General features: G+C 38.4%; 20 protein-coding genes and 1 tRNA gene. 9 read left to right on the forward strand and 12 right to left on the reverse strand.

The annotated features are described in order from the left end of the window. Positions 1-86: 86 nt before the first annotated feature. Positions 87-1,667 carry a peptide chain release factor 3 gene (locus R2Q94_RS01275; protein WP_316819622.1) on the reverse strand — a complete coding sequence of 527 codons (1,581 nt, stop codon included), beginning with the start codon at positions 1,665-1,667 and terminating at the stop codon, positions 87-89. Between the two features lie 151 nt (positions 1,668-1,818). Then, positions 1,819-3,216 (reverse strand): DUF6600 domain-containing protein, encoded by a 1,398-nt coding sequence (locus tag R2Q94_RS01280; protein WP_316819623.1) that lies wholly within the window; start codon positions 3,214-3,216, stop codon positions 1,819-1,821. 298 nt (positions 3,217-3,514) lie between these two features. On the opposite strand from R2Q94_RS01280, the gene R2Q94_RS01285 reads away from it, so the two are divergent. Then, positions 3,515-4,228 (forward strand): SAM-dependent methyltransferase, encoded by a 714-nt coding sequence (locus tag R2Q94_RS01285; protein WP_316819624.1) that lies wholly within the window; start codon positions 3,515-3,517, stop codon positions 4,226-4,228. A gap of 35 nt (positions 4,229-4,263) precedes the next feature. Here the strand turns inward: R2Q94_RS01285 and nadD are convergent, their stop codons facing one another. From nadD to R2Q94_RS01300, 3 genes are read right to left on the reverse strand one after another with little or no spacing between them, the layout of a single operon-like run. Next, positions 4,264-4,836: a nicotinate (nicotinamide) nucleotide adenylyltransferase gene (gene nadD, locus R2Q94_RS01290; RefSeq protein ID WP_316819625.1), complete on the reverse strand. Its 573-nt coding sequence runs from the start codon at positions 4,834-4,836 to the stop codon at positions 4,264-4,266. Further along, positions 4,837-5,409: a guanylate kinase gene (gene gmk / locus R2Q94_RS01295; protein WP_316819626.1), complete on the reverse strand. Its 573-nt coding sequence runs from the start codon at positions 5,407-5,409 to the stop codon at positions 4,837-4,839. A 6-nt stretch (positions 5,410-5,415) separates the two neighbouring features. Continuing rightward, positions 5,416-6,279: a YicC/YloC family endoribonuclease gene (locus tag R2Q94_RS01300; RefSeq protein ID WP_316819969.1), complete on the reverse strand. Its 864-nt coding sequence runs from the start codon at positions 6,277-6,279 to the stop codon at positions 5,416-5,418. A 231-nt stretch (positions 6,280-6,510) separates the two neighbouring features. Here R2Q94_RS01300 and R2Q94_RS01305 point away from each other — a divergent pair, with 231 nt between their 5' ends. Next, positions 6,511-7,227, forward strand: coding sequence for a hypothetical protein (locus R2Q94_RS01305; protein ID WP_316819627.1), 717 nt, complete (start codon positions 6,511-6,513; stop codon positions 7,225-7,227). An 11-nt stretch (positions 7,228-7,238) separates the two neighbouring features. Here the strand turns inward: R2Q94_RS01305 and rnc are convergent, their stop codons facing one another. From rnc to R2Q94_RS01320, 3 genes are all read right to left on the reverse strand, one after another. Beyond that, positions 7,239-7,967 carry a ribonuclease III gene (gene rnc, locus R2Q94_RS01310; RefSeq protein WP_316819628.1) on the reverse strand — a complete coding sequence of 243 codons (729 nt, stop codon included), beginning with the start codon at positions 7,965-7,967 and terminating at the stop codon, positions 7,239-7,241. Between the two features lie 62 nt (positions 7,968-8,029). After that, entirely contained in the window at positions 8,030-9,283 is a 1,254-nt protein-coding gene (gene fabF / locus R2Q94_RS01315; protein ID WP_316819629.1) for a beta-ketoacyl-ACP synthase II, read from the reverse strand. Positions 9,284-9,312: 29 nt separating this feature from the next. Next, positions 9,313-9,549 (reverse strand): acyl carrier protein, encoded by a 237-nt coding sequence (locus tag R2Q94_RS01320; protein WP_008241990.1) that lies wholly within the window; start codon positions 9,547-9,549, stop codon positions 9,313-9,315. Between the two features lie 158 nt (positions 9,550-9,707). On the opposite strand from R2Q94_RS01320, the gene R2Q94_RS01325 reads away from it, so the two are divergent. From R2Q94_RS01325 to R2Q94_RS01340, 4 genes are all read left to right on the forward strand, one after another. Then, positions 9,708-10,127 carry an IPExxxVDY family protein gene (locus R2Q94_RS01325; RefSeq protein ID WP_316819630.1) on the forward strand — a complete coding sequence of 140 codons (420 nt, stop codon included), beginning with the start codon at positions 9,708-9,710 and terminating at the stop codon, positions 10,125-10,127. 139 nt (positions 10,128-10,266) lie between these two features. Further along, positions 10,267-11,697, forward strand: a complete 1,431-nt coding sequence (gene pyk, locus R2Q94_RS01330; protein ID WP_316819631.1) for a pyruvate kinase — start codon at positions 10,267-10,269, stop codon at positions 11,695-11,697. Between the two features lie 47 nt (positions 11,698-11,744). Beyond that, positions 11,745-11,832, forward strand: a tRNA-Ser gene (locus R2Q94_RS01335). A gap of 212 nt (positions 11,833-12,044) precedes the next feature. Continuing rightward, positions 12,045-12,320, forward strand: coding sequence for a hypothetical protein (locus R2Q94_RS01340; RefSeq protein WP_316819632.1), 276 nt, complete (start codon positions 12,045-12,047; stop codon positions 12,318-12,320). 87 nt (positions 12,321-12,407) lie between these two features. Here R2Q94_RS01340 and R2Q94_RS01345 read toward each other — a convergent pair whose 3' ends face one another. Beyond that, entirely contained in the window at positions 12,408-13,106 is a 699-nt protein-coding gene (locus tag R2Q94_RS01345) for a hypothetical protein (RefSeq protein WP_316819633.1), read from the reverse strand. 119 nt (positions 13,107-13,225) lie between these two features. Beyond that, positions 13,226-13,660 carry an SRPBCC family protein gene (locus R2Q94_RS01350; RefSeq protein ID WP_316819634.1) on the reverse strand — a complete coding sequence of 145 codons (435 nt, stop codon included), beginning with the start codon at positions 13,658-13,660 and terminating at the stop codon, positions 13,226-13,228. A gap of 197 nt (positions 13,661-13,857) precedes the next feature. Here R2Q94_RS01350 and R2Q94_RS01355 point away from each other — a divergent pair, with 197 nt between their 5' ends. Beyond that, the gene (locus R2Q94_RS01355) at positions 13,858-14,865 is read left to right on the forward strand and encodes a TlpA disulfide reductase family protein (RefSeq protein ID WP_316819635.1); all 1,008 of its coding nucleotides are present in this window, start codon (positions 13,858-13,860) and stop codon (positions 14,863-14,865) included. A gap of 171 nt (positions 14,866-15,036) precedes the next feature. On the opposite strand, the gene R2Q94_RS01360 is transcribed toward R2Q94_RS01355, so the two are convergent. After that, the gene (locus tag R2Q94_RS01360; RefSeq protein WP_316819636.1) at positions 15,037-15,765 is read right to left on the reverse strand and encodes an MIP/aquaporin family protein; all 729 of its coding nucleotides are present in this window, start codon (positions 15,763-15,765) and stop codon (positions 15,037-15,039) included. A 379-nt stretch (positions 15,766-16,144) separates the two neighbouring features. On the opposite strand from R2Q94_RS01360, the gene R2Q94_RS01365 reads away from it, so the two are divergent. Together R2Q94_RS01365 and R2Q94_RS01370 are read left to right on the forward strand one after the other, a co-directional pair. Then, on the forward strand, positions 16,145-16,759 hold the full coding sequence (locus tag R2Q94_RS01365; RefSeq protein ID WP_316819637.1) for a porin family protein: 615 nt from the start codon (positions 16,145-16,147) through the stop codon (positions 16,757-16,759). 191 nt (positions 16,760-16,950) lie between these two features. Then, positions 16,951-18,717 carry a glycoside hydrolase family 3 protein gene (locus tag R2Q94_RS01370; RefSeq protein WP_316819638.1) on the forward strand — a complete coding sequence of 589 codons (1,767 nt, stop codon included), beginning with the start codon at positions 16,951-16,953 and terminating at the stop codon, positions 18,715-18,717. Between the two features lie 77 nt (positions 18,718-18,794). Here the strand turns inward: R2Q94_RS01370 and R2Q94_RS01375 are convergent, their stop codons facing one another. Further along, on the reverse strand, positions 18,795-19,295 hold the full coding sequence (locus R2Q94_RS01375) for a thioredoxin family protein (protein WP_316819639.1): 501 nt from the start codon (positions 19,293-19,295) through the stop codon (positions 18,795-18,797). Positions 19,296-19,430: the final 135 nt, after the last annotated feature.

Here is a 19,430-nt window from a genome sequence, read left to right on the forward strand (position 1 = left end):
AAAGCCCGTATTAAGTTTCAATACTTTATATACGGGCTTTTTCTTTGCCGATCCTGCTCTTTTAATACAAAAACAGGATTTAAAATTTATTTAAATTCCGACGTTTTGTGGAATTCAATATCAGGATAATCACGCATGGTCATATTGATCATGAAATCATTATCCGCAAGGAATACCGGATTGCCATCTTTATCCTCGCCAATATGTTGTTGCTTTCTTTTCAGGAACTCTGCCAGTTTTGTTTTGTCTTTAGAGGTTACCCAGTTTGAGCGGCCATAGCTTAAAGTACGGAAATGAGCTTTTGCACCGTACTCATGTTCCAGACGGAAAGCAATTACCTCAAATTGAAGATCACCAACAGCACCAATAATCTTACGGTTACCCGGTTGTGCAATGAATAATTGAGCAACACCTTCTTCTGTAAGTTGCTGGATGCCTTTTTCCAGTTGTTTTGTGCGTAATGGGTCTCTGTTCTCAACTTCCTTAAATATCTCAGGAGAGAAGCTAGGAATACCCTTAAATTTCAATTGTTCACCTTCAGTTAAGGTATCCCCAATTTTAAAGTTTCCGCTGTCATATAAACCAACAACGTCACCAGGCCATGCTTCTTCTACAATACTTTTCTCATTAGCCATGAAATCCATAGGGTTAGAGAATTTCAATTTTTTGCCCTGTCGGGTATGATAATAAAATTTATTACGTTCAAATTTGCCGGAACAAACCCTTAAAAAGGCAATACGATCGCGGTGTTTCGGATCTAAGTTCGCATGTATTTTAAATACAAAACCGCTAAAGTTTTTTTCATCTACCTTCACTTCCCGTTCTTCAGCTTCTCTGCTTCTAGGACTTGGAGCAATCTGAACGAAAGTATCCAGTAATTCTTTAATACCGAAATTATTGATGGCGCTGCCAAAAAATACAGGGGCTAGTAAGCCTTCTGTATATAGACTTTTGTCTAGCTGACCATAGACCCCATCTACCAGTTCAAGATCGCCTTTTAAACCATCTAGTTCTTTTGGCTTCAGGAAATTGCTCAGATTTGGGTCATTTAGATCACTCACTCCAATCACCGATTCACTGATCTTGGTTTTATCCGCTTCAAAAAGATTCAGGTGGTTATTGTAGATGCTATAAACACCTTTGAAGGTATGACCTTGGCCGATTGGCCATGACAAAGGACAGAGACTAATGTTCAGTTTGTTCTCAATTTCGTCTAATAGATCGAAAGCATCCTGCCCCTCTCTGTCCATCTTATTGATAAAGATGATCACCGGGGTATTCCGCATTCTACAAACGGCCATTAACTTTTCAGTCTGCTCCTCCACACCTTTCACACAGTCGACCACCAAAATAACACTATCTACAGCAGATAAAGTACGGTAAGTATCTTCCGCGAAATCCTTGTGACCTGGCGTATCTAAAATGTTAATGCGTTTTCCACTATATTCAAAGCCCATTACTGAGGTCGCTACGGAAATTCCGCGCTGTTTCTCAATTTCCATAAAATCGGAAGTATTGCTTTGGTTTGCCTTGTTACGTTTAACCGCTCCGGCTGTATTAATTGCACCTCCAAAGAGTAAGAACTTCTCTGTAAGAGTAGTTTTTCCAGCATCGGGGTGACTGATAATAGCGAATGTTTTTCGTTTTTCTATTTCTGGGTGAATCATAAAGAATTAAGCCTGTTGTGCTTGATGAAGGCTGCAAAGATAAATATAATATATAAAAGAAATCGTATTGCTTCCCATAGTGCCAGGGATCAGTAAGATCAGGCAAAAAAAAACCGGTCAATGAAGACCGGTTTTTTTGCTTTCAAAAATTTTATCCTCTTCCACCTCTTGAGGTTCTTCCTCCTTCAGATCTGCCTTCGCTGCCCCTGCTCTCAGAACGAGGAGGTGCAGTTTGACGTTCCTGCCTTTCCATTCTTTGAGGCTGAGGCTGCGGTTGCCTTTGCGGTTCAGCCTGGCGTTGTGGTTGCTGCTGAGGCATCGGCCTGCTTTCCTGTCTTTCCACTCTTTGTGGAGGGGTGTATTGTTGCTGTCTTACCGGATTTTCTCCTCTTTGCTCTCGTTGAGGACTGGTTTGAGGCTGCGGAACTTGCTGTTGAACCCCGGCTTGCGGCGAATTTTGCGGACTATTGTTCGGCGTTCTTTGCTGGCGACTTTCTCTTGTACCATTGCTTCTATCCGTTTGAGCAGGATTAACATCAGAATTCCTGTTTGGATAAACCGAAGATCTGGTACCCTCTCTGGATGGTCTGTTCCCTGATGAATTTTCTATAGATGGGTCGTTATTTCTCGGCAAATTGACATTTGCATTTCCACGATTTCCTCTTTCCGATCGCTCTGTCGCAGGATTTCTAGTTCCAGCAGTATTTTCATTTCTTGAAGGACGACCAATCGTCGAGGAATTAGCGGGAGAAGTACGGTCGCCTCTGATGGAATTAGCATCCCCTTTGATGGCGTTCCTTGGTGCTTCAACCGTGCCTCTTTCTACCCTCGAAGATCTTGGATTATAGATGCTCAATTCATTCCCTCTGATCTCAGATCTTCCAGATCTGTCCGTTCTGTTTAGCCTGTATACTGGTACATCAGTCCTGGTTGCTCGTCTTACATCGTCTACTCTAGGACCAGTATAATAGGTTCTTCTTCCTCTCACATAAGTGTTATTGATAATGGTAGTATTATGAATAATTGTCACATTCCTACGGGAATAATACCTTGGAAATCGGTCATAATAAATGTTTGCCTGAGGGACAAATACCCACCAGTTATCTGGAATGCCAATGTTGATATTGATGTTCAGACCCGGACTCAAGGGTGCCCAGCCATAATATCCACCACCGCTTCTCCAGCTTACCCAGGCAGGACCCCATACTGTATCTGGAATCCATATCCACTGTCTGTATCGGTTATATACCCATCTTCCATAGTGGAAAGGAGCCCATCCCCAGTCATAATCAGATACCCAGGTATTCCCATATTCGGTCATTGCCCATCGTCCATTACTATAATAAGGTCTAAAATCTTGCTGGTCTACGTCAGGTCTCCATACATATCCATATTGAGGATCCTGAATCCAGGTACCATACGGAGAAAGCTCATCATAAAATGATTGGAGCGATACATCGTCATCTTGCGCCATAGCGCTTTGCGTGAAACCGGTGATGAGGAGCATAAGCCCCAGCACAATTGCCGGTAATTTGATTAACTTTTTCATTTGTTTGTGTGTTTAATTTACCTAACGCTTTTGATATATCAATTTGAGTTCCAATTTCTATGAATAGTTTAAATTGCCGGAGAAACATTACATTAAGATTAGTAAGACTAGCCTAATAATATTAGCTCTATTGGGGTGTATTGCAAGATTTTATTTGTTTTAGAAGCATTGGGTTCCTGGCTAAATAGCAAAAAATATTTTTTAACATCGTTAAAATACGGTCAGATTGTAACATTAAACCTCCGGTCTTGCTCTTTCCAGGAATATATTATCTTCTTTTGTAAACAAAACACAACTTATGCAAAAAGGCACTCTATTTTTAATACCTGTTCCTCTGGCAGAAAATGCTGCTCAGAAATCTTTTACTCCTTTTCTAGGCGATACTATTAATTCCATTAGCACTTATATTGTTGAGAATGAGAAATCCGCTAGAAAATTCTTAAAAGAAGCTGGATTGAAAATACCACAAAGTGAACTGACCGTTCATGATTATGGCAAACATCAGCGTAATACTTCTTTAGCGCCTTATTTTAAAGAATTATCGGCAGGAAAAGATGTAGGTTTAATGAGTGAAGCCGGATGTCCAGGTGTAGCAGATCCAGGCGCAGAGATTGTCGCCGAAGCACATAGAAGAGGAATTAAGGTGGTTCCTCTAGTTGGGCCAAGTTCTATTCTGCAAGCATTAATGGCTTCAGGATTTAATGGACAAAGCTTTACATTCCATGGTTATCTTCCTATTGATAAGATAGATAGAGCGAAGAAGATTAAAGAAATCGAGGTGTTGTCGACAAAAAACAAGCAAACGCAAATTTTTATGGAGACTCCTTTTAGAAATAATCATTTGTTTGAAGATGTATTGAAAAATGCTTCTGCACATGCCATGTTATGTGTAGCTTCAAATATTAATGGGGAAGAAGAATACATCAAAACCTTGTCAATTAACTTTTGGAAAAAGGAACGTATTGATCTTCACAAAAAACCAACGATATTTTTGCTGTATAAGCCAGCCTAATTCATTGAAAATGATGTGATTGTCGTAAAAATATGCTAGCGATACATGTTTTTATTGTCCATAAAAGAGAGGACATTATCCGGAACAAAATATTGAACATTTCTTCCATCCTTTAACGCTTTGCGAATAAAGGTAGAAGAAATGTCCATTTGTGGGGTATCAGTAATGGTAATTGAAGGATGGTTCTCCCACTCTTTTACATCTACACCAGGTCTTGGGTAGACAAAAATCTCATAATTTTTTAGCAAAGTTTCATAATTCTTCCACTTCTTCAGGGAAGATAGATTGTCTGCACCCATAATCAATACGAAAGCTCTTCCTGGATATTTTTCCTCCAGATAAGCTAAAGTATCAATAGTATAAGATGGCTGAGGGAGGCCAAATTCAATATCACTCACTTTAATATGATCCGCACTTTCCGTGGCTAATTTGGCCATTTCCAGTCGGTCGTACATATTTGTTAGTCCGCTTTTATTTTTTAGGGGGTTTTGTGGCGAAACTACCAGCCATACTTCTTTCAGCCCGGTAAATCCTGCCATATAATTGGCAATGATCAGGTGTCCGATATGGATGGGATTAAAAGAACCAAAAAATAACCCTGTTTTCATTTATTTTGTACTGATAAAATCTCCAACAAGCTGCTCGGCTTCTTTACAGGCAGTTTCGAGGTCGTAGTTTTTCAAAATCACATCAAATTTATCAGCATAAGCCAACTCTTTTTCTGCCTTTGTAAAACGTTCCTGAAGTTTTTCAGGACTATCAGTACCTCTTCCTGTTAAACGCTCTTTTAAGATCTCCAAGGATGGTGGCTGCACAAAAATAGCCAAAGCATCATTTTCATATTTACGTTTCAGGCGTAATCCGCCTTCTACGTCAATGTCAAAAATGACATGTTTCCCGGTACTCCAGATACGTTCTATTTCAGATCTCAATGTGCCATAAAAAGTGCCATTGTATACTTCCTCGAATTCTACAAACTCTTGGTGTGCAACTTTATGGAGAAAGCTTTCCTGAGAGATGAAATAATAATCTTTTTCATGTTCTTCATCTCCTCTGGCTGGGCGTGTAGTTGCTGAAATAGAGAAGCTTAAAGAAGGAAATTTCTGTAAAAGATGTTTTACGATAGTGGTTTTACCTGCTCCGGAAGGGGCAGAAAATATAATGAGTTTACCCTGTGTCATGCTTACTTATAAAACGTTTAATAGTTGTTCTTTAATTTTTTCCAGCTCTTCTTTCATCCCTACTACTAACTGTTGTATTTGTGCATCATTTGCTTTCGCACCCATAGTATTGATTTCTCTGCCAATTTCCTGGGAGATGAATCCTAATTTTTTACCGTTGGCATCTTTGCTTTTCAAAGTTTGTGTAAAATAATCACAGTGACTTTTCAGGCGGGTTTTTTCTTCAGTAATGTCTAATTTATCAATGTAATAGATCAATTCCTGCTCTAAACGGTTCTGATCAACATTGATTTTACCAACATTTTCTTCTAAAAATTGGTTTAATCTAGCCCTGATTTGTGGAATTCTTAATGGCTCTAATTCTTCCACCTGAGCAAAAAACTGCAATATATTTTTGATTCTTAGCTCTAAATCTGCTTTTAAAACATTTCCTTCAGTAAGTCGGAATTGATTAAAGCTTTCTAAAGCTTTGTTGAATGTGTTGTACAGGATATCCCAATCACCTTCATTGATTTCTTCTTCCTGATAACTAATGACCTCAGGGAAGCTCAAAACTGCTTGTAAAAGATTGTTTGAATTTGCACCCAGATCCACATTAATGGCTTCCAGTTGCTTGTAATATTTACTCAATAACGCGGCATTGATCGTTGCACCTTTCAGACTTTCCTCGCCACGATCTATGTTTATAGAAACACTTACTTTTCCGCGCTCAATCTCTTTACTGCAAACATTACGTAATAACAACTCCTTTTCGGAGAAAGCCCTTGGAAGTTTTAAGTTGAGTTCTAAAAACTTACTATTTAAAGACTTAATCTCTACTGCAAACTTGATGTTTTCATGATCAGTAGAGGCCAGGCCAAAGCCCGTCATTGATTTTATCATGTGCAAAGATATAATTTATTGTTAAAATGATTAAACCTATGTTACTTAATGACGCAGAGATCTCATTGCTGACTAAGCTTTTTCTCTTTTTCTTTATTAAAAGAGGATCAGTCTTTATGGCCTTAAATAGTTAAAATAGCGTCATTAATGGTGATTTTAACTTTTTTTAACGTATTTGGGTGAAAAACATTGGTTAAGTTTACAAAAAAACTATTCAAAATGAAGTTTCTACATCTCCTTACCCTGTCGTTTGGCATGTTATTCTTTACTGCGATGCCATCAGCATTCTCACAACAGGAATTTTTACTGAATGGGGTAGTAAAAGAACGGGGAACGAATACCAGAATACAAAATGCACAGGTCATCAATAAACGCAACGGATATACCGTATTCACCACCGATTTAGGACTTTTTCAAATAAAATCTGCAGTAGGGGATAGCCTTTTGGTGATTAAGGCCGATTATTCGGATGGAGAAGTTGGTGTGTTTACTTCCGCTGATCTGACCATCTATTTGAGCAGGGGTACGAACTTGCAGGAAGTGAGAATTGTTGGCCAAACAAAGAAGCAGGATCTAAATGATGTTAAAAAAGAATTTAGAAACCAGGGTTCTTTTTACCAGGGAAAACCGCCTGTTTTATCTTATATATTCACGCCATTAACGGCACTTTATGAGCTATTTGGCCGGACACCGAAGAATGCCAGAAGATTTGGAAAGTATTATGACAATGAGATCAAGCAAAGCCAGGTAGATGGTGTTTTTAATGAATCACTAATTCAGCGGCATACGGATCTTAAAGGAGCCGATCTGGAACAATTCATGCTCAATTACAGACCCGATTATGAAAAGACAAAAAACTGGGCAGAATATGACGCCATCAAATACATTAAGGATACTTATAAAATATATAAGGAATCTTTAAAGAAAACACCGTAAAGTTCTTGAATTTAGATCGAAAGGGCCTCGCAAGCTTTTTCTGCGGCAAGTTTTTCCGCATTCTTCTTATTGTAATCGCGGCCAATCCCATAGCTCTCGCCCTCTACAACAGCGCTGATTGTAAATAGCTTAGCGCTATCTCCTTCTGTGTTTTGTATCATATCAAAAGAAATATCTTTTCCATGGCGTTGGCACCATTCAATCAATTTACTCTTGAAATTTGTTTCTGTAAGTTCTAGTGTATGGATATCAATATACGGTTTAATGATTCTTTTTAACAAGAAATCCTTGGTGTAGTTGTATCCTTTATCCAGATAAACGGCACCAACTAAAGCTTCAAAAGCATCGCCAAGCATAGAATGATGTTTCGTTTGAATGTTGACGGCTTTCTGATCGAATACCATCAGCTGATCAAAACCCATTTTCCGCGCCAGCTGGTTTAAATTTGCCCGATTCACAATTTTTGAACGCATTTCCGTTAAAAATCCTTCTTCCTTGTAAGGATAAGCTTTGAAAAGTACTTCAGCAATCACGGAACCCAAAATCGCATCTCCAAGAAACTCAAGACGTTCATTGCTGCTTCTGCTTCCGTTCTTAAGAACTTTTGCTACAGACCGGTGCCTGAATGCCATTTTGTATAAAACAGTATTTCCAGGAACAAAGCCTAAGATATTTTTTAGCTTTTTTATAAAGACCTTATCTGTTGAAAAATAAAGCTTATACAGATCGATTAACGGCATTAAATGTTACAAAAATTAGTGGATCATATTTGTGAATAGTCTCCTTTTACAGAGACTAATTATTATTCTTCGTACTTTTTGAATATCACAGATGCATTATGACCACCGAAGCCAAAAGTGTTGCTTTGTGCAGCACGAATGGTGCGTTTTTGTGCCTTGTTGAACGTGAAGTTTAATTTTGGATCACATTCAGGATCATCAGTAAAGTGATTGATTGTTGGTGGTACTATATCATTCTGGACAGCAAGAATTGCCGCAATTGCTTCTACAGCACCTGCAGCCCCTAATAAATGGCCAGTCATTGATTTTGTAGAGCTGATGTTTAGCTTGTAAGCATCCTCTCCAAATAAATCAACAATTGCTCTGCTTTCGGAGATATCTCCTAATGGGGTAGAAGTACCATGAACATTGATGTAATCAATATCCGCAGTAGTTAAACCGGCATCTTTTAAAGCGTTAGACATTACCATTCTCGCTCCAAGTCCCTGAGGATGAGGTGCTGTAATGTGGTTTGCGTCTGCGCTCATTCCACCGCCAACTAGTTCCGCATAGATTTTCGCACCGCGTTTCTTGGCATGTTCCAGTTCTTCTAAAATGATAGTTCCGGCTCCTTCACCAGCAACAAATCCATCTCTGTCTTTGTCAAATGGTCTGGAAGCTGTAGATGGATCATCATTTCTAGTGGATAATGCGTGCATTGCATTAAACCCTCCGATTCCAGCCTCATTAATGATGGCTTCTGATCCTCCGCTAATGATCACGTCACACATATTCAAACGAATATAGTTGTAAGCATCAATCATGGCGTTAGTGGATGAAGCACAGGCAGAAACAGTGGCAAAATTCGGTCCGCGTAAGCCATATTTTATGGAAATATGACCAGGAACGATGTCAATAATTACTTTAGGGATGAAGAACGGATTTATGCGTGGTGTCCCATCGCCTAAAAAGAAGTTCTTCATTTCGTCCTGAAATGTTTTAAAACCGCCAATACCTGATCCCCAGATAACGCCTATACGGTTGCAATCTAATTGTGAAAAATCAAAATTACCATCCTTAACAGCTTCATCTGTAGATACTAAAGCGTATTGAACAAATGGATCTAACTTGCGGGCTTCTTTTTTATCCAAAAAATCTTCAGGATTGAAGTTTTTAAGTTCACATGCAAACTTCGTCTTGAACTTTGATGTGTCAAAACCTGTAATAGGGCCAGCGCCGCTCACGCCATTCAGCAAACCATCCCAGAATTCTGGGATCGTGTTGCCAATTGGAGTGAGCGCACCCAACCCTGTAACTACTACTCTTTTTAATTCCATTTATACGGATTATACGGAGACCGTATTTTTTACTTAACGTTTTTCTCTAAGTAAGCAATTGCTTGACCAACAGTACCAATAGTTTCAGCCTGATCATCAGGAATCGCTACATTGAATTCTTTTTCGAACTCCATAATAAGCTCTACTGTATCTAAAGAATCAGCACCTAAGTCGTTAGTGAAAGAAGCTTCTGGTGTAACTTCGTTTTCATCTACACCTAATTTTTCAACGATAATAGCCTTAACTCTTGAAGCAATATCAGACATAATGTTTATAATTTAATGGTTAAATAATTCAGTGCAAAGAAAAATAAATAATTACACATTTCAAATGTTTTTATTTCTCTTCCAATTTTAATGTTTTTATTTTGAACATTAATGTAAAATTAGTTTTATAATTTTGTAATTCCCGTAAAAATTGTGTTTTGAACAAAACTTATTTAAAACTGTCCTTAGATCTTGATTTCGTTTTAATTGCCATTACAGCCTCTTTGAAGGATTATATGCTTTGTCACAAGGTGAATACCAGCCTGAATTTTGACTTCGAAAAGATTGAAGATCATGAGGTTTATTTCAACATAGATGAAGATCCATTAGCTTTTTCAAAGTATTATTTTTTTGTAGAACAGGGCGAAATTGAATACTACATTGTCAACAATCGCAATGCTGAAGGCTTTTTAATACCCGAAATGAATAAAGTTGACTTTTTTATGATAATTCATCAGTACATTGACAAAGAGGACCTGAATTTTATTTTAACAGGATTAAACAAACTGACTGATATTCAGGTAGCTGCGCAGATTGATCCAAAAAAACTAAAGTCCAGGGAAAATTTGGTAATGTAAATTTTATATTGAAGGTGTATTAAATACACTATATTTGATTTTATTAGATCCAGAAATAAAATATTAATAACCAGGCCAACATCGGTTTTAGACATCAGAACCTTCATTTTGTTGGTCCATATAAATTTAAGTAACCAAAATGAAACCATTTCATTCCAGAACAAAAATCGTAGCGACGCTCGGTCCTGCTTCAGCTAAACCCGAAGTTTTATTTAGCATGTTTAATGCCGGCCTTGACGTATGCAGATTAAACTTCTCTCACGGTTCTCAGGCAGATCATCAGGAAGTTCTAAATACCATCCGCAGTCTTAATAAAAAACACAATTATAACGTAGGTATTCTTGCTGATTTACAGGGTCCTAAGATTAGAATTGGAATGGTGAAAGACGGTGGAATTCACTTAGTTAACGGAAACAGGACAGTCATTACGACTAAGGAATGTATCGGTAATGAAGAGCGTATCTACATCACATATACTACTTTTCCTCAAGATGTTAAGCCGGGAGAAATCATCCTTTTAGACGATGGTAAACTTCAAATGCGTGTTATTGAAACCAACCTGATTGATGAGGTGGTTTGTGAGGTTGTTCATGGTGGTATTCTGACTTCAAGAAAAGGAGTAAATCTTCCAAATACTAAAGTTTCTATCCCATCTTTGACGGTAGAAGATCGTAAAAATCTGGAGTTTGTATTAGAAAATGATGTGGAATGGATCGGACTTTCTTTTGTTCGTAACGCTACAGATATCGTAGAATTAAAAGAAATCATCAAAGAAAGAGGTAAAACCGCACGTGTAATTGCGAAGATTGAAAAACCTGAAGCCATTGCAAATATTGATGAAATCATTGCAGTTTCTGATGGGATCATGGTTGCCCGGGGTGACCTGGGAGTGGAAATGCCAATGGAGGAAGTTCCATTACTACAAAAAATGATTGTTCAGAAATGTAGGGCAGCTTCAAAACCTGTAATTATTGCAACACAAATGCTGGAAAGTATGATCACTACACCAAGGCCAACACGTGCAGAGGTGAATGATGTAGCCAATTCAGTATTAGATGGAGCAGATGCAGTAATGTTAAGTGGAGAAACGTCTGTAGGTGAATTCCCGCTGATTGTTATTGAGACGATGCAAAAAATCATTCAGAACATTGAGGTAAACAACTATCCATTCCACCCGGAAAAGTTCCTTAAACCGAAATCTGAAAGCTTCCTAAGCGATGCAATTTGTGATACCGCTTGTTTCTTATCAAAACAAACAAATGCCGTTGGTATTGTTTCTATGACCGTAAGTGGTTATACTGCCTTCGAAATCTCAAGTCACAGACCAAAAGCCTTAACTTATATCTTCACCAGCAACGTATCATTGCTAAATACTCTAAGCTTATTATGGGGAGTTCAAGGCTTCTTTTATGATAAATTCGACAGTACAGATGATACCATTCAGGATGTAAATAACTTGCTGAAAGAATATAAAATGATCAAAAAAGGTGATGTAATCATCAATACAGCGGCAATCCCAATGGAGAAAAAGGGAAAAACCAATATGTTAAAAATTACTGTAATTGATTAATCTCTTGTAGCAATCAATTTTTTTTTTACTTTTGCAATCCGCAAAAAGGAGAGGTGTCCGAGTGGCTGAAGGAGCACGCTTGGAAAGCGTGTGTACCTCCAAAGGGTACCGAGGGTTCGAATCCCTCTCTCTCCGCGAATTACAAAAGTATAAAAGGTTAGTCCATCAGGACTAGCCTTTTTTTATGTTGTTCATGACCATTGGTGGATATCTTTCTTTAAAAATTTCGGAGAATTTCTCATAATCCATCATTCCAATTCGATTTTCATTCAGGGCTTTAAATACTATTAAAGCCACTTTCGAAGAATAAGCAATTTATTAAGTGTACATTGTGCTTTTACCTGATTATGAGCGATATTACAAAAGAGCTGCGCCAAGGTGCAGATGAGAAAAGGAAAATGGAGTTTGAGGAAAAACTTAAACATATTGCACTGAAATATGATCGCTGGTTTAGCGGGCATACAAATAAAGACACGGGAGATAAGCCTGATAGAATTCAAAATTACTTCCGTTACTTTCAAAACCATGAAGGTTTAACTCAACTCTATATTAAGGACGGCATGCCAATTGAAGTTGATCTGGACTGTAGAGAGGCCTTTAAAGCAACTTTCAAAGCTTTATAACCCATTCTTATTGCTGATTTGTCTTTTCTTCCTTTTCCAGTCAATTGAAACAGGAAGAAGAGATGAGTCTGTGGGCTTTATTTCAGTTTATTCGAAAATAAAAAAAGGCTTTAGCAGGTCTAAACCTTTAAAGTCCTTGGGGCTGTCGGCATCAAACCCCTCTGTTTTCCATAATTTGATGTCTTTAATCGCGCCCTTTCCATTGAAGGTAAAGCCAAACTGTCCTTTTGGCTTTACAAAACCCGAACTATCTTTAAAAGAGATCACTGCTTCCTGATTGATCCAGATAAAAAACTGATTACCTGATCTTTGGATTTTCCAGTCTTGCCAATCGTGCTGCCTTGCCCTTTTTACTTTAGGCATGGTGCCAATATGTCCGGTTGTATGGATAAATGAACCCCTGTTTTCCAGGTTTCCGAACAATGAACGGTCTTCAATAGCCACCTTGTTTTCCAACTGATTGAGTAAGATCCCAAGAAACTTTGAACCATTTAAATTGAGCATGACCTCAAATAGGTACGTGTTTGGTTCGGCTTTGGCAGAAAATGTCAGAATGTAGTTTTCAGTTAAGGGCTTATTCGCGAGTAATATTGCCCAATTCGAATCTTTATTCCCATAAATTGCCTGCTCTTTAATTTCCCAGCTTCCATTCATGGTCAGCCATTTTTTTTGAAGTTGATTCTTTTTAAAATTCTCTTCAAAAATCAGTTTTCTTTGCGCATTTGCAGTTAGAATGGTACCAAAAACAAAAAATGCGGATAAAATAAGGGCAGGGAACTTCATCATCGAATAGGAATGGCAGGATATCGCTTTAGTTTTAGCACAAATATAAGGATTGCAGTTCGGGTATATCAAATATACATTTCACTGCAATCCCGGGATTTTTTGTAAAAGAGTGCTTTCCATTAAGCATTGGAGGCCTCTACATGTTTTTTGAAGTTGTTCATGATGGCTTGCCATCCAGCTCTTTGCATTTCTACAGGATTCGTGTTCTCGGCATCAAAACTCTCTGTGATGGTGACCCCATCTGTATTTTTTTCAAAAGTGATTTTTACTTTTCTACCATCTCCAAGGGTATAAGTGATCAGTTCATATGGACTTACATCATCATATATGCCACCAAAGTCGAAGCCAAAACTACCATCTTTGGCTTCCATTCTTGAGCTGAATGCGCCACCAGGACGTAAGTCATTTTCTGCCTTAGTGGTATGCCAATCTTCGGAAGCCGCATTCCATTTCTTAATGTCCGATGGATTGGTCCATGCCTTCCATATGATGTCTATTGGTGCATTTACAGTAGCTGCTACTGTAATTACGGTTTGATCGTTTGTTGTCGTCATAATTTCATATTTGATATATCTAAGTTAAGAGGATATCTCTGATTTTTTATGGCCGGAAACGTCAATATTTAGGGGAGTTTGCGACAACTTTTTATTGTGCTTTAAAGGAGTTTGTTTCGTGACTAATCAAAGTCTATAGGATTAGTAGTTTATTTGTTTATCTTTGGTGCATCATAAGATTAAAAGAGCTCAATACGATGAATATATTAAAAGTTTCCATTTTAGGATTATTGCTGAGCAGTACCGCAATTTATGCACAGGATAAGCACAAGGTAACGATCACAGGTACTGTTAAAGATCGGCCTTCAGGAAAAGTTTACCTTCAGAAATTTGATAATAAAATGTTTCAAACCCTGGATTCTGCGGAGATAAAGGCTGGAACATTCAAGTTTAACAAAAGCTTAAAACTACCGGAATTGTACGGCTTAACATTGAATAAAGAGGAGAGTCCGTTGTATGTTTTTCTGGAGGAAGGACAAATCAATGTTAACTTAGATCCAGAGAAATATTATAGAAATTCGGAAGTCAGGGGTTCTGTTTCAAATGATCTTTTTACAAGTTATAAGAAAGAAAAAGAAGTCAAAATTGATGAGTTTATCAAAAAGAATCCTGCTTCCCTGGTTTCTGCTTATGTATTATACAGAGATTTCTCATATAGGCTAAGCCCCGATGAAATCAGTCAGAATCTACAATTGTTAGATCCAAAATTGCATCAAACACCATATGTAGCAGTATTAAAGGATTTGGTGAATGTCTTGAACTCGGTGAGTATTGGTAAGAAAGCTCTGGATTTTGAAGGAAATACACCAGATGGAAAGACGATTAAACTATCAGATCATTTTGGAAAATATCTATTACTTGATTTCTGGGCTTCCTGGTGTGGTCCCTGCAGAAGGGAAAATCCAAACCTGGTAAAAGCCTATCAAAAATATCACGATAAAGGATTTGACATCTTCGCAGTATCTTTAGATAAATCAAAGGAAGCCTGGTTAAAAGGGATCAAGGATGATCAGCTAACCTGGACCCATGTTTCTGATCTTGCCTTTTGGAATAGCGCAGCAGCGAAATTATATGGCGTAAGAGCCATTCCGGCAAATGTGCTGATTGATCCAAACGGTGTCATTATTGCCAGGAACCTGACCGGCGATGACCTGGATAAGAAACTGGAAGAGCTATTGGTTGATGCCCTTGCTAAAACACCATAACAAGGGTAAAATAAATCGCTGCTGAATGGCTGATGATCTATTATTAAAATGCCACCAGAAAGTAACATTGCACAGCCCCCAAAAATTTAAACACTTTTTGAGGGCTTTTTTATGATTAGAAAAATCAAACATAGCTTAGAATTTAAAACAGCTATCGTTAAAGAGGTTTATTTAGTGTAAATATAAGTTCAGCAAAGCAGCTAACGTGCAGCCAATTACTGGCCCAAGTACAGGAATCCAGGCATAAGACCAGCCGCTCTCGCCTTTGCCAGCAACAGGCAGGATAGCATGCATGATCCTCGGTCCTAAATCTCTCGCCGGATTAATGGCATATCCTGTGGTTCCTCCTAGGGACAAACCAATTACCCAAACCAGAAACGCAACTGGAATAGCACCCAATGAGCCTAGACCAATAGCTGTTTTTTCTGTGCCTAATGTGGCGTCAGTAAAATGAAGAATGACGAAGATGAGTACAAATGTGCCAATAATTTCAGAAATGAGGTTAGACCATTTGTTTTTAATGGCAGGAGCCGTACAAAAAGTAGCCTGTTTGGCGCCCTGGTCCGCAGTCGGCTTGTAATGATCTTTATACGTTAACCAAACCAGAAAAGCCCCTAAAAATGCGCCAATAAACTGGGCAGCGATATAGAGCGGTACTTTTGCCCAACTGAATTTTCCGGCAATGGCCAGCGCAATGGTGACCGCGGGATTTAGATGCGCCCCACTATAAGGGCCTGCAACTACTACACCTACAAAAACAGCAAGTGCCCAGGCAGTGGTGATTACAATCCAGCCGCCATTATTTCCTTTGGTACCGGATAAGACCACATTGGCGACCACCCCGTTTCCTAAAAGTATCATTAACATAGTACCGATGACCTCGGCCGAAAATTCCGACATTGCTATAGAGTTAAGTTTTTAATGAACCAAAAGTAATTATACGTAAGTATAAACAAACCTTATCGAAACTAAAAGAAAGCAAATTGAAAAATTTAATTCGACTGACTTTTTTGTTTTTAGGCGGCTTAATCCCGGATAATTTCATCATCTGATCTATAAACAACAGCCCACTAAAATGAGTTGACCTGGAATGAATTGTATCAAATTTAATACAATTGATCTCCGGCTTCTCTTTGATCGTTTGTCTCCCGATGTGTTTTTTACCGGAGGCTAAAGCCTTTAAAACGAATCAATCAGGTGTTTTTTTGCTATTCTGAGAGGTTCTCTGTTGGCATTGTGGCACATTTCTTTCTAAGCCCCCTTGATAAAACAACACATTATGAAAAAGATCATCATTTTGGCGATATGCCTATTCACTGCAGGTGCTGTAAACGCACAAAGCCCGATTAGATTTGGGGTCAAGGCAGGACTAAACGTTCCTAATATTATTAAGGATGACGGAAATAACGATTATAAGACTAAGGTAAATCCTGGTTTTAATGCGGGTATTACCTTAGACATTATGCTGATTAAAGGTCTGGCATTTACACCCGAGTTATTATATGCAACAAAGGGATATAAACTGGAATCACCACTTGGCGAATTTAAGCAAACCACACATTTTGTGGATGTTCCAATTTTAGCTACAATTAATGTTGGCGGTTCTGGACTAAATCTGGTTGTAGGACCTCAGGTATCTTTCTTAACATCAACGACCAACAAATATTCAAATAATTTTGGACCAACTGTAGAAGAGGAATACAGAGAAGATGCTGATAAGTTCAAAAAGAGTCTTGTGGGCGGTGTAATAGGATTTAGATATGATATCAATGACAAAATTGATCTTCATGGCCGTTATGCCCTTGATTTCCAGAAAAACAATGAGGATGGAACTAAAAGAACTCCAGAATACAAAAATCAGGTATTCTCGGTAGGATTAGGTTTAAAATTCTAAGACGAATTTTTATTGCCTGATTTATACTTAAATTAGGACTTTAGGAAAAGGAATGCACCATTTGCATTCCTTTTTTTTTATGCCATGTCCAGAATTTTTCGGTTTTCTAAGATGAAATCAGCAGGCTGAGGGTCCCAGGGTTCTCCCTGATTTTTTTATTTATCTTTGAAATTTAACCGAATACCAAATCAATGAAATATAAGTATCCCATTTGTGCCTTCTTTCTCTCTTTAACTGGTTTTTCTACCGTTCAGGCACAACAACAATCACAGGAGTTGTTGAAACAGCAATTACCAATAATAAGCAAAAAGCAGTCAAAGCATAGTAGCTATATAGAAACTTTATCTAGGCCTAATCTATGGGTTGATTCTGTATTTAAGAAATTAAACAGACGTCAGAAAATTGCACAGTTGTTTTTTGTGCGGGCACATACCGACATGGGTAAAGTATTTGAAGATTCTATTGGCAGAGTAGTTAAAAAGGAACATATAGGTGGACTGGTGTTTTTTCAGGGTGGTCCTGGTCGGCAAGCGATTTTAACCAATAAATATCAGGCATTGGCAAGGGTACCCTTACTGGTCACTTCTGATGGAGAATGGGGGCTTGGGATGCGTCTGGACAGTACAATCTCCTATCCTTACCAAATGGCTTTGGGAGCTATTCAGGATCGGGAGCTGATTTATAAGATGGGGCTGGAAGTGGCTAAAGATTACAGAAGGATCGGGATGCATATGAATCTTGCTCCTGATGTAGATGTGAATAATAATGCTAAAAACCCTGTAATCAATTACCGGTCTTTTGGTGAAAATAAATACAATGTAACAGCTAAAGCTTCGGCTTACATGAAAGGGATGCAGGACGGCGGACTATTGGTGAGCTTAAAACATTTCCCTGGTCATGGAGATACGGATGTGGATTCTCATTACGACCTGCCTAAACTTCCATTTTCAAAAGAGAGATTGGACAGTTTGGAAATATACCCTTTTCGGGAACTGATAAAAGAAGGTGCCGCAGGGGTTATGATTGCTCATATGAATATCCCCGCATTAGACAACAGCCCAAATATGCCTTCCACTTTATCAAAACCGATCGTGACGGGGATTCTAAAAGAGGAGTTGGGTTTTAAAGGCATCATTATTTCTGATGCAATGGGCATGAAAGGAGTGGTAAAGTACTTTAAAGATGGTGAAGCAGACGTGATGGGGATCATTGCCGGAAATGACATTCTTGAACTTTCTGAAAACAGTGCAAGGGCAATTAAACTGGTTAGAAAAGCAGTTAAGGAAGGTCGTATCCCTATGGAACGCATCAATGAAAGCGTAAAGAAAATTCTTACCGCCAAATACTGGGCAGGTTTAAATGTAAAGGATACCGTTAATGAAAGTAATGTGTATGCGGAGCTGAACCGACCAGAAAGTAAATTATTATTGCAACAGTTGGCAGATGCCTCCATGACCCTGTTAAAAGGAAAGCAATATTTAAAAACACTTTCTCCGCAAAAAAGAACGGCTATCATTAGTATTGGTACAGCGCAAGTTACCACTTTCCAGAAAGATCTGGGTAAATACTACAAAAATGCTGTGTTTTATACTTTGGATAAGAGTGCGAATGCCAATGTGATTGCAAAAGTACTGAGGGAGCTCGGCACTTTTGATCAGGTGATCATTGGGATTCATGATACACGCAACCGCCCTGGAAATGGAATGGTATTGACAGCAGATTTGAAAATGTTCATTAAGAATATGGCCACTCAGTCGGCAGTATTTGCGCTTTTCGCCAACCCCTACAACATCGACGCTTTGCCGGGGCTGGAACAAAGTAAAGCCTTGCTGGTGGCTTACCAAAAGGAAGACTTTATGCAGCTGGCAGCAGCGGCAGTATTTAAAAATCAATTGATACCTTCAGGTAAATTGCCAGTTACGGTAAGCCCTGCTTTCAAATACGGTGCAGGACAATAATTAATAGACCATACAAACAGAAATGCCCAGGTTACAGGGCATTTCTGTTTTATAGTTCCAGGTAATTTCTATAAAGGTTATGATTTGTTATTTTCCGGTTTCAAGGCCGCTACATTCCAGTTTTTCAGGAATTCAGTTACCTTTTTCACACTATGACCTTTTCCTTCTTCCAGATAAGCCGAATTTTGAGTGTGCAATAGTTTTCCATTGCCATCAAGAATCAGAAATACCGGAAAACCAAAACGTCCGGGATATTGTAATTTCGCCAATACCGCTTCATTTTTGTTCTCCTTACTGTAATTGATCAATACTGTTTCATAATTGTCGTTCAGCAACTTCTTAAGTTCCGGAGTATGGTCTACCAAATTATGAAAAGCGATACACCAGGAACACCAGTTTCCACCTACCTGTACAAATACATGTTTTCCTTCCTTTTTAGCTTTTGCTATGGCAGCATCAAGGTCGGCTTGAGCATTTGCTGCAGGGTTATAGATTTTAACGGCTTCTTTAGTTTCCTGAGCAAAACTGCTGACAGAAATCGTTACAAAAGCAAAAAGAAGTAATGCTAGTTTTTTCATGGGTCATTCTTTTTTAAGGAGTCTTTTTAAGCGTAATTGTATTTCCAATACACACAGCTACATTCAAAAATAGAAAACAATTGAGATCTTTTTGTAATCTGAGTATAAAATTACTCTACTAATATAGTAGGTTAT

Source organism: Pedobacter gandavensis (genome assembly GCF_032678465.1).
GTDB lineage: Bacteria > Bacteroidota > Bacteroidia > Sphingobacteriales > Sphingobacteriaceae > Pedobacter > Pedobacter gandavensis_B.

Excerpts from the sequence above, each read along its gene's own strand:
- rnc (WP_316819628.1), bottom strand. The coding sequence starts at position 7,967 with ATGCCGTTAATCGATCTGTATAAGCTTTATTTTTCAACAGATAAGGTC.
- pyk (WP_316819631.1), top strand. The coding sequence starts at position 10,267 with ATGAAACCATTTCATTCCAGAACAAAAATCGTAGCGACGCTCGGTCCT.
- R2Q94_RS01365 (WP_316819637.1), top strand. The coding sequence starts at position 16,145 with ATGAAAAAGATCATCATTTTGGCGATATGCCTATTCACTGCAGGTGCT.
- R2Q94_RS01375 (WP_316819639.1), bottom strand. The coding sequence starts at position 19,295 with ATGAAAAAACTAGCATTACTTCTTTTTGCTTTTGTAACGATTTCTGTC.
- R2Q94_RS01275 (WP_316819622.1), bottom strand. The coding sequence starts at position 1,667 with ATGATTCACCCAGAAATAGAAAAACGAAAAACATTCGCTATTATCAGT.
- R2Q94_RS01285 (WP_316819624.1), top strand. The coding sequence starts at position 3,515 with ATGCAAAAAGGCACTCTATTTTTAATACCTGTTCCTCTGGCAGAAAAT.
- gmk (WP_316819626.1), bottom strand. The coding sequence starts at position 5,409 with ATGACACAGGGTAAACTCATTATATTTTCTGCCCCTTCCGGAGCAGGT.
- R2Q94_RS01355 (WP_316819635.1), top strand. The coding sequence starts at position 13,858 with ATGAATATATTAAAAGTTTCCATTTTAGGATTATTGCTGAGCAGTACC.
- nadD (WP_316819625.1), bottom strand. The coding sequence starts at position 4,836 with ATGAAAACAGGGTTATTTTTTGGTTCTTTTAATCCCATCCATATCGGA.
- fabF (WP_316819629.1), bottom strand. The coding sequence starts at position 9,283 with ATGGAATTAAAAAGAGTAGTAGTTACAGGGTTGGGTGCGCTCACTCCA.
- R2Q94_RS01280 (WP_316819623.1), bottom strand. The coding sequence starts at position 3,216 with ATGAAAAAGTTAATCAAATTACCGGCAATTGTGCTGGGGCTTATGCTC.
- R2Q94_RS01370 (WP_316819638.1), top strand. The coding sequence starts at position 16,951 with ATGAAATATAAGTATCCCATTTGTGCCTTCTTTCTCTCTTTAACTGGT.
- R2Q94_RS01320 (WP_008241990.1), bottom strand. The coding sequence starts at position 9,549 with ATGTCTGATATTGCTTCAAGAGTTAAGGCTATTATCGTTGAAAAATTA.
- R2Q94_RS01305 (WP_316819627.1), top strand. The coding sequence starts at position 6,511 with ATGAAGTTTCTACATCTCCTTACCCTGTCGTTTGGCATGTTATTCTTT.
- R2Q94_RS01350 (WP_316819634.1), bottom strand. The coding sequence starts at position 13,660 with ATGACGACAACAAACGATCAAACCGTAATTACAGTAGCAGCTACTGTA.
- R2Q94_RS01300 (WP_316819969.1), bottom strand. The coding sequence starts at position 6,279 with ATGACGGGCTTTGGCCTGGCCTCTACTGATCATGAAAACATCAAGTTT.
- R2Q94_RS01340 (WP_316819632.1), top strand. The coding sequence starts at position 12,045 with ATGAGCGATATTACAAAAGAGCTGCGCCAAGGTGCAGATGAGAAAAGG.
- R2Q94_RS01360 (WP_316819636.1), bottom strand. The coding sequence starts at position 15,765 with ATGTCGGAATTTTCGGCCGAGGTCATCGGTACTATGTTAATGATACTT.
- R2Q94_RS01345 (WP_316819633.1), bottom strand. The coding sequence starts at position 13,106 with ATGATGAAGTTCCCTGCCCTTATTTTATCCGCATTTTTTGTTTTTGGT.